This window comes from Nonomuraea sp. NPDC001831 (assembly GCF_042892035.1).
GTDB lineage: Bacteria > Actinomycetota > Actinomycetes > Streptosporangiales > Streptosporangiaceae > Nonomuraea.
Window position 1 is genome coordinate 794,326 of the sequence record NZ_JBIATU010000002.1, and the last position, 15,288, is coordinate 809,613.

12 protein-coding genes are annotated in these 15,288 nt (G+C 73.0%); 2 read left to right on the forward strand and 10 right to left on the reverse strand.

The features are described 5' to 3' along the window. Positions 1 to 57: 57 nt before the first annotated feature. The 6 genes from ACFYYW_RS09185 to ACFYYW_RS09210 all read right to left on the reverse strand — a co-directional run bounded on the left by ACFYYW_RS09185 (position 58) and on the right by ACFYYW_RS09210 (position 7,679). Entirely contained in the window at positions 58 to 2,610 is a 2,553-nt protein-coding gene (locus tag ACFYYW_RS09185; RefSeq protein ID WP_387646747.1) for a bifunctional FO biosynthesis protein CofGH, read from the reverse strand. Positions 2,611 to 2,661: 51 nt separating this feature from the next. Further along, on the reverse strand, positions 2,662 to 3,555 hold the full coding sequence (locus ACFYYW_RS09190) for a DNA-3-methyladenine glycosylase family protein (RefSeq protein ID WP_387646750.1): 894 nt from the start codon (positions 3,553 to 3,555) through the stop codon (positions 2,662 to 2,664). Between the two features lie 63 nt (positions 3,556 to 3,618). After that, a complete protein-coding gene (locus ACFYYW_RS09195; protein WP_387646752.1) occupies positions 3,619 to 4,710 on the reverse strand; it encodes a sugar phosphate nucleotidyltransferase in 1,092 nt (363 codons plus the stop codon). Positions 4,711 to 4,730: 20 nt separating this feature from the next. Beyond that, on the reverse strand, positions 4,731 to 5,849 hold the full coding sequence (locus tag ACFYYW_RS09200) for a glycosyltransferase family 4 protein (RefSeq protein ID WP_387646754.1): 1,119 nt from the start codon (positions 5,847 to 5,849) through the stop codon (positions 4,731 to 4,733). 97 nt (positions 5,850 to 5,946) lie between these two features. Then, a complete protein-coding gene (locus ACFYYW_RS09205) occupies positions 5,947 to 6,855 on the reverse strand; it encodes a lysylphosphatidylglycerol synthase domain-containing protein (RefSeq protein WP_352323374.1) in 909 nt (302 codons plus the stop codon). Continuing rightward, a complete protein-coding gene (locus tag ACFYYW_RS09210; protein ID WP_352323373.1) occupies positions 6,852 to 7,679 on the reverse strand; it encodes a class I SAM-dependent methyltransferase in 828 nt (275 codons plus the stop codon). The genes ACFYYW_RS09205 and ACFYYW_RS09210 overlap by 4 nt, the downstream gene beginning before the upstream one ends. Before the next feature lie 91 nt (positions 7,680 to 7,770). Between ACFYYW_RS09210 and ACFYYW_RS09215 the strand changes: the two genes are divergently transcribed. Then, on the forward strand, positions 7,771 to 8,730 hold the full coding sequence (locus ACFYYW_RS09215) for a YbhN family protein (protein WP_387646758.1): 960 nt from the start codon (positions 7,771 to 7,773) through the stop codon (positions 8,728 to 8,730). On the opposite strand, the gene ACFYYW_RS09220 is transcribed toward ACFYYW_RS09215, so the two are convergent. Genes ACFYYW_RS09220 through ACFYYW_RS09235 form a run of 4 tightly spaced genes read right to left on the reverse strand, consistent with a single transcriptional unit; the run spans position 8,631 to position 13,572 of the window. Further along, the gene (locus ACFYYW_RS09220; RefSeq protein ID WP_352323371.1) at positions 8,631 to 9,695 is read right to left on the reverse strand and encodes a glycosyltransferase family 4 protein; all 1,065 of its coding nucleotides are present in this window, start codon (positions 9,693 to 9,695) and stop codon (positions 8,631 to 8,633) included. The genes ACFYYW_RS09215 and ACFYYW_RS09220 overlap by 100 nt on opposite strands. Before the next feature lie 3 nt (positions 9,696 to 9,698). Further along, positions 9,699 to 10,628 (reverse strand): glycosyltransferase family 2 protein, encoded by a 930-nt coding sequence (locus ACFYYW_RS09225; RefSeq protein WP_352323370.1) that lies wholly within the window; start codon positions 10,626 to 10,628, stop codon positions 9,699 to 9,701. 58 nt (positions 10,629 to 10,686) lie between these two features. Further along, positions 10,687 to 11,514, reverse strand: a complete 828-nt coding sequence (locus ACFYYW_RS09230; RefSeq protein ID WP_387646763.1) for a hypothetical protein — start codon at positions 11,512 to 11,514, stop codon at positions 10,687 to 10,689. A gap of 33 nt (positions 11,515 to 11,547) precedes the next feature. Next, a complete protein-coding gene (locus tag ACFYYW_RS09235) occupies positions 11,548 to 13,572 on the reverse strand; it encodes a glycosyltransferase family 39 protein (protein WP_387646766.1) in 2,025 nt (674 codons plus the stop codon). A gap of 65 nt (positions 13,573 to 13,637) precedes the next feature. On the opposite strand from ACFYYW_RS09235, the gene ACFYYW_RS09240 reads away from it, so the two are divergent. Then, positions 13,638 to 15,236, forward strand: coding sequence for a hypothetical protein (locus ACFYYW_RS09240; RefSeq protein ID WP_387646769.1), 1,599 nt, complete (start codon positions 13,638 to 13,640; stop codon positions 15,234 to 15,236). Positions 15,237 to 15,288: the final 52 nt, after the last annotated feature.

The following is a 15,288-nucleotide window of genomic DNA, read 5'->3' on the forward strand; positions in this document are numbered from 1 at the left end:
GATGATTCTTCCAGTGCCTCCCATACCGGGCGCAACCCTTGTTAGAACTTGTTACAACTATGCCATCGGCAAGACCCTTCTCACGCTCTGGCACACCCCGTCGCTCGCCTGCGCGGCGGCCAGCCGTTCGGCCGTCGGGCTGCCGTACTCGGTGGTGCGCTGGCGTACCGGCCTGCCGGTGACCTCGACCATCTCGCGCAGCTCGCTGATCGTCTTGTACGAGCCGTTCTCCGAGCCCGCCATCCGGCTGATCGTCTCCTCCATGAGGGTGCCGCCGAGGTCGTTCACGCCGCCGCGGAGCACCTGGCGGCACAGGTCGTCCTGGAGCTTGACCCACGAGCACTGGATGTTGGGGATCGCGCCGTGCAGCAGGATCCTGGCCAGGGCGTGCACCGCGCGGTTCTCCTGGGCGGTGGGGCCGGGCCGGGCGATGCCGGCCAGGTAGATCGGGGCGCTGGTGTGCACGAACGGCAGCAGCACGAACTCCGAGAACCCGCCGGTCTGTTCCTGCAGCCGCCTGATCAGCTTGATGTGCCTGACCCAGTGCAGGTGGTGGTCCACGTGGCCGTACATCATCGTGGACGTCGTCGGGATGCCGACCTCGTGGGCCGTGGTGATGACGTCGATCCACTCCTTGGCCGGCAGCTTGCCCTTGGTCAGCACCCAGCGCACGTCGTCGTCGAGGATCTCGGCCGCCGTGCCGGGCAGCGAGTCCACCCCGGCGTCCTTGGCGGCCTCCAGCCAGTCGCGTATGGACAGGTTCGTCCGGGAGGCTCCGTTGATGACCTCCATCGGGGAGAATGCGTGCACGTGCATGCCGGGTGTCCTGGCCTTGACCGCCCTGGCGATGTCGAAGTAGGCGGTTCCCGGCAGGTCGGGATGGATGCCGCCCTGCATGCACACCTCGGTCGCGCCCGCCGCCCACGCCTCCTCGGCCCGGTCGGCCACCTGGTCCAGGCTCAGCGTGTACGCGTCGGCGTCGGTCCTGCGCTGGGCGAAGGCGCAGAAGCGGCAACCGGTGTAGCAGACGTTGGTGAAGTTGATGTTCCGGTTGACGACGTAGGTGACCTCGTCGCCGACGGCCTGCGCGCGCAGCGCGTCGGCGATGGCCGCCAGCTCGTCCAGCGCCTCGCCCTCCGCGCCCAGCAGCGCGACGGCCTCGGCGTCGGTCAGCCCGGCGGGGTCGGCCTCGGCCCGCCGCAGCGCCTGCCGCACGTCGCTCGGCGTCGAGGCGGCGATCGGGCCGAGGCGTTCGCGCAGGGCCGTCCAGTCGCCGTAGACGTGGTCGAAGTCGTCGCGCCGGTCGTTCGAGCGGCCGGTGGTGTCCACCTCGACGTGCAGGTCCACCCGTCCGGCGGAGGTGAACCCGCCGTCCGGCTCCTGCCAGGGACGGCCCTGCGGCACGGCGTCCTCGCGGGCGAGCCCGGTGGCGGGGTCGGCCAGGGCCTCGACGTGCGCGAACAGCCGCGGGTCCAGCCAGGGCTCGCCGGCCCGCACGTACTCGGGGTAGATCGTCAGACGTTCCCGCAGGTCGAAGCCGGATTCGGCGGTACGCGCGGCCAGGTCGTCGATCTGCGGCCAGGGGCGTTCCGGGTTCACGTGGTCGGGGGTCAGGGGCGAGACGCCGCCCCAGTCGTCGATGCCGGCCCGGATCATGAGCGCGTACTCGGAGTCGACCAGGTTGGGCGGGGCCTGGAGGCGTACGCGGGGGCCGAGGACCAGCCGCGCGACGGCGATCGTGGCCGCGAGCTCGTGCAGGTCGGCGTCCGGCAGGCCGCGCATGGCCGTGTCCGGCTTGGCGCGGAAGTTCTGGACGATGACCTCCTGGATGCCGCCGTACTCGCGGGCGACCTTCCGGACGGCGAAGATCGACTCGGCCCGGTCCTCGACGGTCTCGCCGATGCCGATGAGGATCCCGGTCGTGAACGGCACGTTGCTGCGGCCGGCGTCCTCCAGCACGCGCAGCCGTACCGCCGGGTCCTTGTCGGGGGAGCCGTAGTGCGGCTGCCCCTTCTCCTCGAACAGTCGCCGCGAGGTGGTCTCCAGCATCATGCCCATCGACGGCGCGACCGGCTTGAGCCGCTGCAGGTCACGCCAGCTCAGCACCCCGGGGTTGAGGTGCGGCAGCAGCCCGGTCTCCTCCAGCACCAGGATGGCCATGGCGCGCACGTAGGACAACGTGTCGTCGTAGCCGTGCGCGTCCAGCCACTCGCGGGCCTGGTGCCAGCGATCCTCCGGCCGGTCCCCCAGCGTGAACAGCGCCTCCTTGCAGCCCATCGCCGCGCCCTGCCGGGCGATCTCCAGCACCTCGTCCGGGCTCAGGAAGGCCGACTCCAGCTTGTGCGGCGCGGTCGCGAACGTGCAGTAGCCGCAACGGTCCCGGCACAACCTGGTCAGCGGGATGAACACCTTCCTGCTGTAGGTGATCACCCCTTCCCTGCCGGCGGCCTTCAGTCCGGCGTCGCGCACGCGGGAGGCGTGCTCGAGCAGCGCGTCGAGCTGTTCGCCGCGCGCGTGCAGCAGCACGACGGCCTCGGTGAGGTCGAGCGCCTTGCCGTCACGGGCACGGGCGAGGGCACGGCGAAGCGCGGAATCACTGACAAGACTCATAGAGGCACAGTACGCACCCCTGGGTTCGTGACGCGCACCCAGGGCGGGATGTCAGAAGGACCGGTAGTCGCGCGCGGCCATCCGCGGCCCCCGCGCCGGCGGGCGCAGACCGCTGAGCCAGACGAGCACCGTCGCCCGGTGCCGATGCCCCCGGTACGGCTCCAGCAGCCGCATCATCCCCTGGTCGTCGGTCTTCTCCCCGGTCAGCGCGTAGCCGACCAGCTTGGCCAGGTGGAAGTCCCCCACGCTCACCGCGTCGGCGTCGCCGAAGACCCGCTGGCGCACCTCGGCCGACGTCCAGACGCCGATGCCGGGCAGGGCCCGCAGCAGCCGGTCGAGCTCCTCCGTGGTGGCCGCGGCCTCCAGCTTGGCGGCGTGCCAGGCGGCGTTGGCGATCGTCCGGGCCCGGACGGCCTCCGCGCCCGCCCGGTGCCAGTGCCAGCTCGGGATCTGCCGCCACACGACCGGCTCGGGCGGCACCCGCATGCCGTCGGGGGCGGGGCCGGGGGCGGGCTCGCCGTAGTTGCGCAGCAGGTAGCGCCAGGCCCGCCAGGCCTCCCGGCCGACGACCTTCTGCTCCAGCACCGCGGGCACCAGCGCCTCCATGACCCGCCCGGTACGCCCGATGCGCAGCCCCGCGTGCTTGCGCGCCACGTCCGCCAGCACGTCGTGCCGGACGCGGAAGCCGGAGACGTCATCGAGCGCGCCGAGCAGGGCGGGCAGGGTCTCCAGCGACCAGCCGGCGCCCGGCCCCCACGCCTGGGCCCGCACGGCTGCGGCCGTCACGGTCACCCGCAGCGTGCTCGGGCCGTCGGGGGTGCGGCAGGCGCGCCAGATCGAGCCGTCGGAGGTGCGGCGCCAGGCGGGATCGCCGGTGCCGCGCCGGTGGGGGCCGAGGGCCAGCTCCACGTCGAGCGGCCCGTCGGGCTCCCACCTGCGTTCCATCACCCGTCCAGTCTGCCGCGCGGCGGCGGGTGGTCGCTCACCCGCGCGGCCCCGGCGGGCGGGTCAGACGTCGCTGGAGTAGCGGACCGCGCGCTCGGGCAGCTCGACGCCCGGCCAGACGCGCACCCCGCCCTGCAGCTCGTTGCCCGGCCCGACCACCGCGCCGTCGCCGATCACCGCGTCGCGCACGACCGTGCCGGAGCAGATCCGGGCGCCCTTGCCCACGACCGAGTCGCTCACCGTGGCCCCTGCCTCGATGACGCTGTCGTCGCACAACACCGAGCCCACCACGGACGCGCCCGCCTCGACGACGGCCCGCGCGCCGACGGTGGTGCCGCCCTGGACCTTGGCCTCGGCCGAGATCTTCGCCCCGTCGAGGGCGAGGTGCTCGCCCTGCGGGCCCGGCAGCGCCGGCGAGTCGAGCCGCCCGAGCACCAGGTCGCGCGAGCCCTTCACGAACGCGGCCGGCGTGCCCACGTCGAGCCAGTACGTGCGGTCGGCGTAGCCCAGCACCAGCTCACCGGAGTCGATCAGCCCGGGGAACGTCTCGCGCTCCACGGAGACGACCTCGCCGCGCGGGATCGAGTCGATCACCGAGCGGGTGAAGACGTAGCAGCCGGCGTTGATGCGGTTGGTGACCGGGTTGGGGGTCTTCTCCAGGAACGCGGTCACCCGTCCGGACTCGTCGGTCGGCACGCAGCCGAACCGCGTCGGGTCCTCCACCTCCGTCAGGTGGAGCGTCACGGCGGCGCCGCGCTCGCAGTGGGTGCGCACCTGGTCGCCGATGTCGTGGCCGGACAGGATGTCGCCGTTGAGGATGAGCACCGGGTCGGAGGGCCCGCAGGTGAGCGCCTCGGCGGCGTTGCGGATGGCCCCGCCGGTGCCGAGCGGCGTCTCCTCGGTCATGTATTCGAGGGAGAGCCCGAGGGCTGACCCGTCGCCGAAGGCGGGCTCGAACATCGCCGCCTTGTACGAGGTCGCGAACACGATCCGGCGCACGCCGAAGGACCGGGCACGGGCGAGTTGGTGGGCCAGGAACGGCACTCCGGCGGTCGGCAGCAGCGGCTTGGGCGTGCCCAGTGTCAGCGGACGCAGGCGTGTGCCCTGCCCCCCGACCAGGAGGATCGCCTCGAGGTCTGGCAAAGAGCTCTCCATCACTCCGTGAGAGTAGCGAACTATTCGATTGCGCGTTGATAAGAGTTGAGGTGGGCCTCCGCCGAGGCCTCCCAGGTGAATTCGCGAGCCCGCGCCCGCCGGGCCTCCTGCAACTGCCGCCTCCGGTCGGGGGAGGAGAGCAGCTCGCCCAGGGCGTCGGCGATGCTGTCGGCGTCCGGCTCAGTGTAGGCGACGGCGTCGCCGCCCACCTCGGGCAGCGAGGTCCGGTGGGTGGTGAGGACGGCCGCGCCGCAGGCCATGGCCTCCAGCACCGGCATGCCGAAGCCCTCGCCGCGCGAGGGGAACGCCACGACGAGCGCCCCGCCCAGGAACCCCGGCAGATCGGGCGCGCGCAGGTATCCCGGCCTGATCACCCGGACCGTGGCCTCCACCTCGCGGCAGGCGGCGTCGACGTCGTCCTCGTGCACGCCGCCGCCGAGCACCAGCGCGGGCGGCGTCTCCAGCCGCTTGACGGCGGCGGCGAAGCCGCGGATCAGGTTGGGCACGTTCTTGCGGGGGTCGAGGTTGCCGAGGAAGGCCACGTACGGCTGGCCGTGCAGCCCGCACCTGATGGCCGCCCGGCGCACCTCGTCCTCGCTCGGCGGGTGGAACTGGGCGAGGTCGACGCCGTGGTAGGCGACGTCGATGCGGGTGGGGTCGGCCGACAACACGCGGACCAGCTCGTCCCTGGTCGCCTTGGACGGCACGATGACGCGCCGGGCGTGCCGGACGGCGGTGCGCGTGGCCGAGCGGAAGAACGCGGCCCTGGCCGGGCTGTGCTGGTCGGGCTCGGTGAACCAGGTCACGTCGTGCACCGTCACGACGGTCGGCAGGCCGGAGCGCAGCGGCATGGAGTAGTAGGGGGCGTGGATGACCTCGGCCCCCGTCTGGCGGGCGAGCAGCGGCACGCCGGTCTGCTCCCAGGCGAGCCGGGCGGCCCGGTTGGTGATGGCGACGGGGCCGGGGACGACACGGGCCGAAGGCGCCAGCCGCTGGTACCTTTCCGCCTCCGCACGCTGGCAGACCACGACCAGATCGGTCCCTGCCTGGTGGAGCGCGGCCACGAGCCCGTCCACGTACCGGATCAACGCACCACGGTCGGCGGGGACCGCGGCGGCATCGACGAGCACTCGAGGCATTACGTGGATCTTCTCCCCTCAAGATCGACGTGGGACCTGGCAAGTCCCCCCTCATTGATTCAGCTTATGACCACCCTCCCCCAAATCGTGGGCCAAATCACACCGAGTCGCGACGTGCGGCAATTCCCGCCATACCTGCGCAGATCAGGTCCCCGACGATGATGACGATGCGGGAGCAGAGGGCCACCGCGATGGCCGCGCCGCTGTCGAGCACGGGGGCGAGCACCGCCACCATCGCCACCTCGCGCACCCCGGCCCCGGCCGGCACGACGAAGGTCACGATGCCCAGGCACCACGACAGCGCGAAGGCCCCGACGGCGAACAGCAGGCCGCCCTGCGGCGCGACGAAGTAGAAGTGCACGCCGTAGGCGGTCCAGCCGGCCAGCGCCCAGCCGAGCGCGGTGAGCATGCCGCGGCGGGTGAGCGGGCGTTCCAGGGGCTCGCGCTTCAGCCTGCGCAGGCCGAAGCCGATCACGCCGTTGACGACCTTGGGCTCCAGCAGCACCAGCAGCAGCGGGATGAACAGCAGCACCCAGCCGAACCGGTGCCAGCCGAGCGTGACCAGCGTGACGAGCAGGCCGCTGGCGATCTGGACGGGCATCATCAGGAAGAACGCCGCGGCGCTGCGCGGACGCGGCACGCCGAGGTCGCGGCCCATCTCCATCTGGGCGAGTACCGGCCAGACCGCGCCGGGGATGTACTTGCCGAGCTGGCCGACGAAGAACACCTTGGCGGCCGGCCGCAGCGGCAGCGGCGAGCCCAGGTCGGCCAGCAGCGTACGCCAGGTGAGCATGGCCCCGAGCAGCGCGGCGACCACGGCGACGAGCGACCCGGCCAGCGCCGGCCACGACAGCCGGGCGAACCCGGCCACCACGGCGTCCCACTGCCTGGCCACCGCCCACGCGCCGAAGGCGAGCGCGACGGCGAGGAAGCCGAAGCGCAGCAGCCGGCGCGGCAGCGACCGCTTGGGGATCGCGCTCGCGCCGGTCTCGTCCACGAGGCTCACAGCGGCCGGACCCGCTCGGGCGGCTGCGGCAGCGCCGGCCCCGCGGGCCTGCGCGGGGTCTTGGTGGCCACCCACAGGTACGTCGGCACGACGGGCAGCAGCAGCCGCAGCACCTCGCGCGGCGCCCGGGCCAGCACCGCCTTGACCAGCCGGCCCGGCAGGCCGGGGAACAGCTCCGACCCGGCGAACCTGGTCGGGGTGGCCAGCACCGGGAACGTGTAGTCCCACACGTGGAAGGCGCGCAACATCCGGCGCAGCCCCCGCCGGGTCCTGAACCGCTCGTAGTAGTGGTCGGCCCGGCCGAACGCGCGCACGTAACGGTCGGCCAGCGCGGGCGGCAGGTACGACAGGAACGGCAGCTTGTAGTGGGGCTCGACGACCCCGAGCCGGTTGCCGAGCCCGAGGTAGAGCACCCCGGTGTCGGACAGCACGCGGTGCATCTCGGCCACCACGGCATCGGGGTCGACCACGTGCTCGTAGATGTGGTTGAACACCAGCACGTCGATCGACCCGTCGGGAAAGGGCAGCGCCGTGCCGTCGCCGCAGACGAACGCCACCCGCTCGCCGAACCGGTCGGCGGCCTTGCGCAGCCCCGGCACGTCGATGTCGATGCCCAGCGTGTGCTTGGCCCCGGCCTGGGCCAGCTCGTCGGCGATGAACCCGGCCGAGCAGCCGACGTCGCCCACGGTCAGCCCGCCGAGCGGCCCCTGGAAGTGCTCCAGCACGGCGATGATCTTCGCGGCCTTGCGGCGGCGTTTGTCCTCGTCGAGCATGGCCGACTGGAATTCGGAGTACTCGAGCTGCGCGACCCGTTGCTTGCCCACGTCGCCCAACAGTACCCGCGCCGCGGGCCTCGGCAGGCTGACCTGCCCCACATGCTGGCTCTCCGCCCGGGCTCCCGCGTAGCCTGGGCTGATGTTGCGCCGCCTGCTGCGCGTCCTGCTCGCGCTGGTCGCCCTCGCCTTCCTCGGCTACGGCCTGGCGCGGAACTGGCACGACACCACGCAGGCCCTCTCCAGGCTGTCGCCGTGGGCGGTGCTCGGGGCGTTCGGCGCGGTGCTGGCCGGGCAGGTCTGCATGCTGGCGGCCTGGCGGCAGATCATGGCGGGGCTCGGCACTCGGCTGCCGCTGCGGGTGGCCGGACGGATCATGTTCGTGGGCCAGCTCGGCAAGTACATCCCGGGCGCGGTGTGGGCGTACGCGGCCATGATGGACCTCGGGCGCGACCACGGGAGCCCGCCGCGGCGCACGTTCGCCACGATCTCGCTCGGGCTGGTGGTCAACCTGGGCGTCGGCATCTCGATCGCCGCCGCCACGCTGAGCTCGCACGAGACCGTCCGCCGGGCCTGGTACGTGGTGCTGCTGGTGCCGGTGATCATCGTGTGCCTGCATCCCAAGGTGCTCACCTGGGGGCTCAACCTGGCGTTGCGGATCGCCCGCAAGGAGCCGCTGGAGAGCGTGCTGCCCGGCCGCACGGTCGTCGTCACGGTGGCCTGGACCGCGCTCGGCTGGTTCGTCTACGGCCTGCACACCTGGCTGCTGTCCGGCCGCCCCGACCTCTACCTGGTGGCGACCGGCGCATACGCGTTCGCCTGGTGCACCGGCATCCTGGCCTTCGTGGTGCCGGCCGGGGTGGGCGTGCGGGAGGGCGCGCTCGTGCTGGTGCTCGGGCCGGTCATCGGCACCGCTCCGGCCATCGCGGTGGCGATCGTGTCGCGGCTGGCGTTCACGCTGGCCGACGCGGTCGCCGCGGGGGCCGCGTTCCTCCTGGGCCGTCAGAGCGCGAGCAGCGCGCCCGCGTACGCGGCCCAGAACGGCTCGGGATCGACCGCCTTGACCCCCGACCGCAACCTCTCCGGCTCGCCCGAGGCGTAGAAGCGCTCGATCGCCGCGCGCAGCGCCCCGGCGTCGCCCGGCTCGACCAGCAGGCCGTCGACGCCGTCGGTCACGTGGTCGGCCAGCGCGCCCACCCGGGTGGCGATCACCGGCACGCCGTGCTCGTGGCCGAGCCAGACGTTCTGGCTGGCGGTGGCGCTGCGGTACGGCAGCACCAGCGCGTCGGCCGCGGCGAACAACTTCGGCACGTCGGCGGCCGGGACGTACCCGGGCCGCAGCTCCACCCGGTCGGCCAAGCCCAGCTCGTCGATCAGCGCCTTCGTCTCGTCGAGGCCGCCCCAGAACTCGCCCGCCACGGTCAGCGAGACGCCCTCGGGCAACGCCCGCAGCAGCAGGTCGAGCCCCTTGTACGGGCGGACCATCCCGAAGAACAACAACCGCCGGCGCACCCCGCCGGACTTCTCGGCCGACGTGGACGGCAGGTGCGGCGGCAGCCCCGCCACCCCGACCGGCTTGCCCGGCGCGAGCCCCCTGGCCAGCTCGGCCTGCTGCTCGGAGTGGGCCAGCACGCCGTCGACCCGCCGCAGCAGCGCCCTCATCAGCGGCTGGTCGTACGGCTTGCGCTCGTGCGGCAGCACGTTGTGGCAGAGCGCGACCGTCCGGGCCTTACGCCGGATCCCGGACAGGATCCCCAGGTACGGAGGAACCTGGACGGAGCTCAGCACCGCCAGCACCACCAGGTCGGCCGTGCGCAACCGGCGTCCCGCGGCGTACCACCCGTCGGGCCGCCGCCAGTCGAGCCGCCGCGCGGTCCGCGGGTACGGCGTGCCCTCGGGCTCGGAGATCGTCTGCTGCCCGGGGTAGAGGAACGACGGGTACTGGGCCCGCCACGACTCGATCACCACGTCGTGGCCCTGGGCCGCCAGCCGGTGCGCCAGCTCGGTGGTGTGCTGCGCCCCGCCCCCCTTGTACGGATGGGTCGGGCCGACGATCGCGATGCGCACGCGCTATTCCCCCCGCGACCGCACGATCAGGTCGGCCAGCAGCGCCACCGAGCCGATCAGCAGGCCCGACAGGAAGATCATGACGGTGTTGGCCGGGAAGTAGAACGGCTGCCGGATCATGTCCCAGACGCCCTTCACGAACCCGATCGCCACCAGCCAGAGCGCGGGCGGCATGAGCACCTTGAGCGGGTTGAAGTACATGATCATCCGCAGTACCTGCAGGATGTAGCGGTAGGCGTCGGAGACGAAGCTGAACTTCGACTTGCCGGCCCGCTTGGCGTACTCGATGGGCAGGTAGTAGACGTCGTGCTGGTTGGACAGGAACGACAGCGTGATCGTCGTGACGCAGGAGAACCCGGGCGGCAGCAGCCGCAGGTAGGGGCGGGCCACCGACTTGCGGAAGGCGCGCAGCCCCGAGTTGAGGTCGGGGATCTTCTGCCCGGCGAGCTTCTCGGCCACCTTGCGGATCACCCACTTGGCCGGCACCCGCAGGATCTTGTGCGACCCCTCCTCGGTCGTGCGCGCGCCGACGACCTGGTCGATCGTCTGGTCCTTCTCCAGGATCTGGACCAGCTCGGGGATGCGCTCGTTGGGGTAGGTCATGTCGGCGTCGGTCCAGACGACGATCTCGCCCCTGGCCTCCTGCGTGCCGATGCGGCGCACGGTGCCCGAGCCGCCGTTGCGGTGGAAGGCGCGGATGCGCAGGTGGGGGTAGTCGGGCGCGGCCTCTTCGAGCCGGGCCAGGGTCTGGTCGGTCGAGCAGTCGTCGACGGCGACCAGCTCGTAGGTGTAGCCGCTGGAGTCCATCGCCCGCGTGATGCGCTCGACCTCGTCGATGACGTGGTCCTGCTCGTTGTAGCAGGGCAGGACGATCGTGACGTACGGCGCTTCTTCCACGGCAGGTCCACTCTTGGGGGTCTCAAGCGTGCTCACGGGGGTCGAGGGTACTCTGCCCCGCTGGAAGCCGAGTCCACATCGACGGGCTTTACACTCACTTGATCAGCTGAGACCATCCTACGCCGGGCATCCTGAGCATCTCCTGCCCCACCGCCCTGGCCCTGGCCGGGTCGTCGAAGCGCACGTACAGCACCTCGGGGATCTCGGCGAGCGTGAGAGGCCGCGCGTCGCCCCGATAGAGCCGGGCCAGCCGCAGCCCGAACGGCTTGTCCTGGAGGAACACCTCGGTCACGCCGTCCAGCTCGCGCAGCCGGGCCACGACGGCGTCGCGCTGCGCCTCGGTCGCCACCGTCCGGCAGGCGGCGTCCTCCTGCCACTGACCGCACATCACGATGGTCAGGTCCGCCTTGCCTCGCCAGAAGTCGGGAACCCGGGGCAGAAGCAGGACGCCCTTCTCCTCGGCCAGCCCTCGCCGGACGGCGTCGTAGTCGGCCGGACCGCGCACCCCGCCCTCGATCATCGGGATCCAGCTCGCATCGGGGGGCCTGGTCAGGCCCTCGGTGATGATCGTCGTCTGGGCCCAGCGCCGCTCGACCTCGTCGGCGGGCACCAGCGTGGGCGCGACCGCCTCGGGGATCCGCCGGACCAGCGCCAGCACCCGCTCGGCGGTGCCCGGCGGGCAGCCCTGGGTGCCCTCGGTGCACAGCGTGACGGTGAAGCCGTCCACGACGGGCAGCGCGCCGACGGGCGGCGGCGAGGGCAGCAGCGAGCGCAGGTGCAGGTACCAGCCGCCCCCGCCGAGCGCCGCCACCAGCAGGACGGCCGCCGCGACCATCGCCGCCGTCCTGCGGTGGGCTCTGATCCAGGGCCGTAACCAGGGCTCCCGGTCGTCGCCGAACGACAGCTCGTCGGTGTCAGACATGTCCAGAACTATCGCGATGTGTCCCGAGCGAGGTCAACCCACCGCCATCCATACGTTCACCCGCAAGGACCACGTCCCGTCGGGCGGGTCCACGAGCGAGCGCTCGTCCTGGCGCGTGACCAGGCCCATGATCTGCCGCGGCGTCCCGTAGGGGGCCACCTGGGCGGGGTCGGCGGCCAGCACGACCGGCACCCGGCCGGCCGCCCTGACCCGCTCGACGGCGGCCCGGACCTGCGGCTCCTCCGCCAGGTCACGCCCCGGGGGCCGCGCCACCTGCGCCGCCGGACGTCCGCACATCCCGCGGACGAGCTGGGTGAACCGGTCGCCGGTCACCCGCTCGACGAACAACACCGACGCCTCGGCCGGCAGCGCCGCGCACATCGACCGGACCGCCGCCGCCTCCCCCCGCTCGACCGGCGTGAACGCGGTGCCGATCGAGGTCACCACCGGCGGCACGAGCACCAGCAGCACCCCCGCGACCGTCGCCCAGCGCCGTACCCGCTCCCGCGGCCACGACCGCTCGCGCAGCCAGCCCAGGCCCCACACCGCCAGCACGATCAGCCCCGGGATCACGACCGGGACCAGCCGCCGGGAGGCCCACGGCTGGTCGGGGGTGATCTCGGGCCGCAGCAGCGTGGTGACCGTCGTCCAGCCGATCATCGCCAGCGGCAGCAGCCAGACGAACGGCCTGCCGTCGCGCAGCAGCCTGCGCAGCAGCACGGCCGCCGCGACCGTGGCCAGCACGACGGCCGGGATGCCGATGTACCAGGTCACCCAGTGGAGCGAGAGCTCGAAGTAGAGCCGGTCCGGCTGGACGGGCAGGCCGTTGGCCTGCTGGATCTGGGCGACGAACTCGGCCGTGCGGGCGTCGTCGAGGTTCGCGGCCTTCCTGGTCACGGTCTGGAACCAGGGGCGGGCGTACAGACCGGTCATCACCAGCACGACCAGCGCGGCCCCCGCCGTCGGCAACCACCGCGGCGGCCGGAACCTGGCCAGCGCGGGCGCGGCGGCCACGCCGACCGGCGTCAGCACCAGCACGACCGCGCAGATGAGCAGCAGCGGCCGCACGGATGCGGACAGATACTCCAGGTACGGCCGGGCCAGCACATACGCGGCCAGCAGCCCCAGCCCCGCCCCCGCCACCAGCCCCGCCAGCAGCGGCACCCCCACCGCGCCCTGCGGCCTGCCGGAGCGCCGCATCGCGACCAGCAGCCCCGCGTACGCCAGCACCGGCAGCACGTCGCGCAGCCCGTCGACCCTGACCAGCACCGCCAGCCCCAGGACCAGACCGGCCGGCAGCCCCTGCCGCCAGCCGGGCCGCTCGGCCTCGATCGCGTCCTGGGCCAGCGCCAGCCCGCCGAACAGCAGGATCAGCGACGGGATCTCGCTGAACGTCGTGCGCGAGGTGTAGAGGATCGGCAGGCTCACCGCGAACGCCGCCGCCGCGAGCACCGCCCACCGGCCGCCGGCCAGCCGCGCCGCCACCCCGGCCACCGTCAGCACGGCCAGCGCCCCCAGCACGGCCGGCACCGCGAACGGCGCCCCCAGCCAGTCGCCGACCGCGAACACCAGCGGCGGCCCCGGCATGAACTGCGGCACCACCCCGCCGTCCACCGGGTACGTGCCGACGCTGTCGAAGAACAGGGAGGGATGGTGGCCGCCGAACGCCGCCGCCTGGTCCGGGATCGGCAGCGAGCCGTGCCCGGCGATCCAGGCGGCGTACTGGGCGTAGGTCGCCGGGTCGCGCCGGACCAGCAGCTGCTCGGAATGCATGACGACGTTGAACACGCCCGACCCGGCGGCCACCGCCACGACCCCGGCCACCTGCCAGGGCGTGGCCTGGACGCCCTGGCCCGCGCCCCGCGTCCCGCGCAGGACGCCGCGCGTGCCCGCCCAGCACAGCAGCGCCGCCGCGGGCGCCCCGAGCAGCAGCGCGGGCAGCGGCGCGAACCGGCCGGCCAGCAGCAGTGGCAGGCCCGCGAGCAGCCAGCCCGCCAGGGCGAGCGCGGGCGACACCGACAACGCGGCCAGTACGCGGCCCGATCGATCACGTTCCATCGGTGAGCGAGCGTATCCAACGCCGGAGTCACGGCGTCCGCGGAAACGCGGGTAGCGTACGCGAGGTGCAGGAGGAGCGGGATGACCAGCGGGTGAGACCGGAGCCGCGCGCGGGAACCCCCGCCCGCGTCCAGGAGCCCATCTGGCGGCGGCTCGCCTCCGGCGCCCGGGAGCCCGGCTGGTGGCGGCACGGCTGGCCGGCGCGCGTCCGGGAGGCCGGATGGTGGCGGCACGGCTGGCCGGCGCGCGTCCGGGAGGCCGGATGGTGGCGGCGGCACGGCTGGTTCGCCGGGGTGCTGGCGGTCGGCGCGGCCCTGCGCGCGCTCGCCATGCTCGGCTACCGCCCGGCCCTGTGGTTCCCCGACTCCTACACCTACGTCGTCACCGTCTTCCGGCCGCGCCCCGACCTGGTGCGCCCGGCGGGCTACTCGATGTTCATGAAGCTCCTGGAGCCCTTCCACGGCTTCTGGGCGGTCACCGCCGCGCAACACCTGCTCGGCCTGGCCACCGGCGTTCTCGTCTACGTGGCCGCGCGCCGGGCCCCGCGCTGGGCGCGCACGCTCGCGGCCGTGCCCGTGCTGCTCGACGCGTACCAGATCGAGCTGGAGCACCTGCTGGTCTCCGACACGTTGTTCCTGTTCCTGGTCGTGGCCGCCGTGGCACTGAGCATGACGGAGAAGCGCGCCACCGTCGCCGCCGTCGGCCTGCTGCTGGCCGCCGCCACCCTGACCAGGACCGTCGGCCAGCCGCTCATCGTCGTCCTGGCCGCGTGGTTCGTGCTGCGCAGGCGCGTGGGCCTGGCCGGGGTGCTGCTCGTCGCCGCGCTGGTCCCGGTCGTCGCCTACGGCGGCTGGTTCTACGCCACCTACCACCGCGTCGGCCTGGTGGGCGCGAACGGCGTCTTCCTCTACGCCCGCACGATGTCCTTCGCCGACTGCGCGAAAATGCACCCGCCGGCCGACCTGCGGGTGTTGTGCGACCCCCGTCCGCCGGAGCTGCGGCCGCCGTCGCAGGAGTACATCTGGAGCAAGGACTCCCCGCTGGTGAAGCTGCCGGGGATCACGTTCACCAAGGCGAACGACGACCTGGCCTCCAGGTTCGCGACCCTGGCCGTCACCAGCCAGCCGCTCGACTACGCGGGCTCGGTGCTGGCCGAGCTGGCCCGCACGTTCGCGTGGGGGCGGCCGGTCTACCCCGACGCGGAGGTCTACGCCTACTACGAGTTCCCGGCGACCCCGCCCGGCCCACCTGGCCGCTATCCCGCGCAGGTCGGCGCCGACTATGCCAAGCTCTACGAGCAGGGTGCGATCGGTACGGAGATCGTCGAGCCCTACGCCGGATGGCTGCGGGGCTACCAGAGCGTGGTGCGCCTGCCCGGCCCGGTGCTGCTGGCGCTCCTGCTCGCGCCGCCCGTCGCGGCCGCCGTGCGCAGGGCGCGGGGCCTGCGGCACGCCGGTCCGCCGGTGTGGGCGGTGCCCTGGGCGGCGGCCGTTGTGTTGCTCGTCACACCGCCCGCCGTGGCCGAGTTCGACTACCGGTACGTGCTCCCGGCCGTGCCTCTGGCCTGCCTCGCGGCGGCCCTGAGCGTCCGGCCTGACCTGCGGGGACGGTCAGAAAGCGGGAAAGACTTTGGCAATGATATTCCACGAAATGTCCGGCTCTGAGTATGCTGTGCCGCGGAAACATCACGCCCGGGTCACGGTCGTTTCCGGCGGT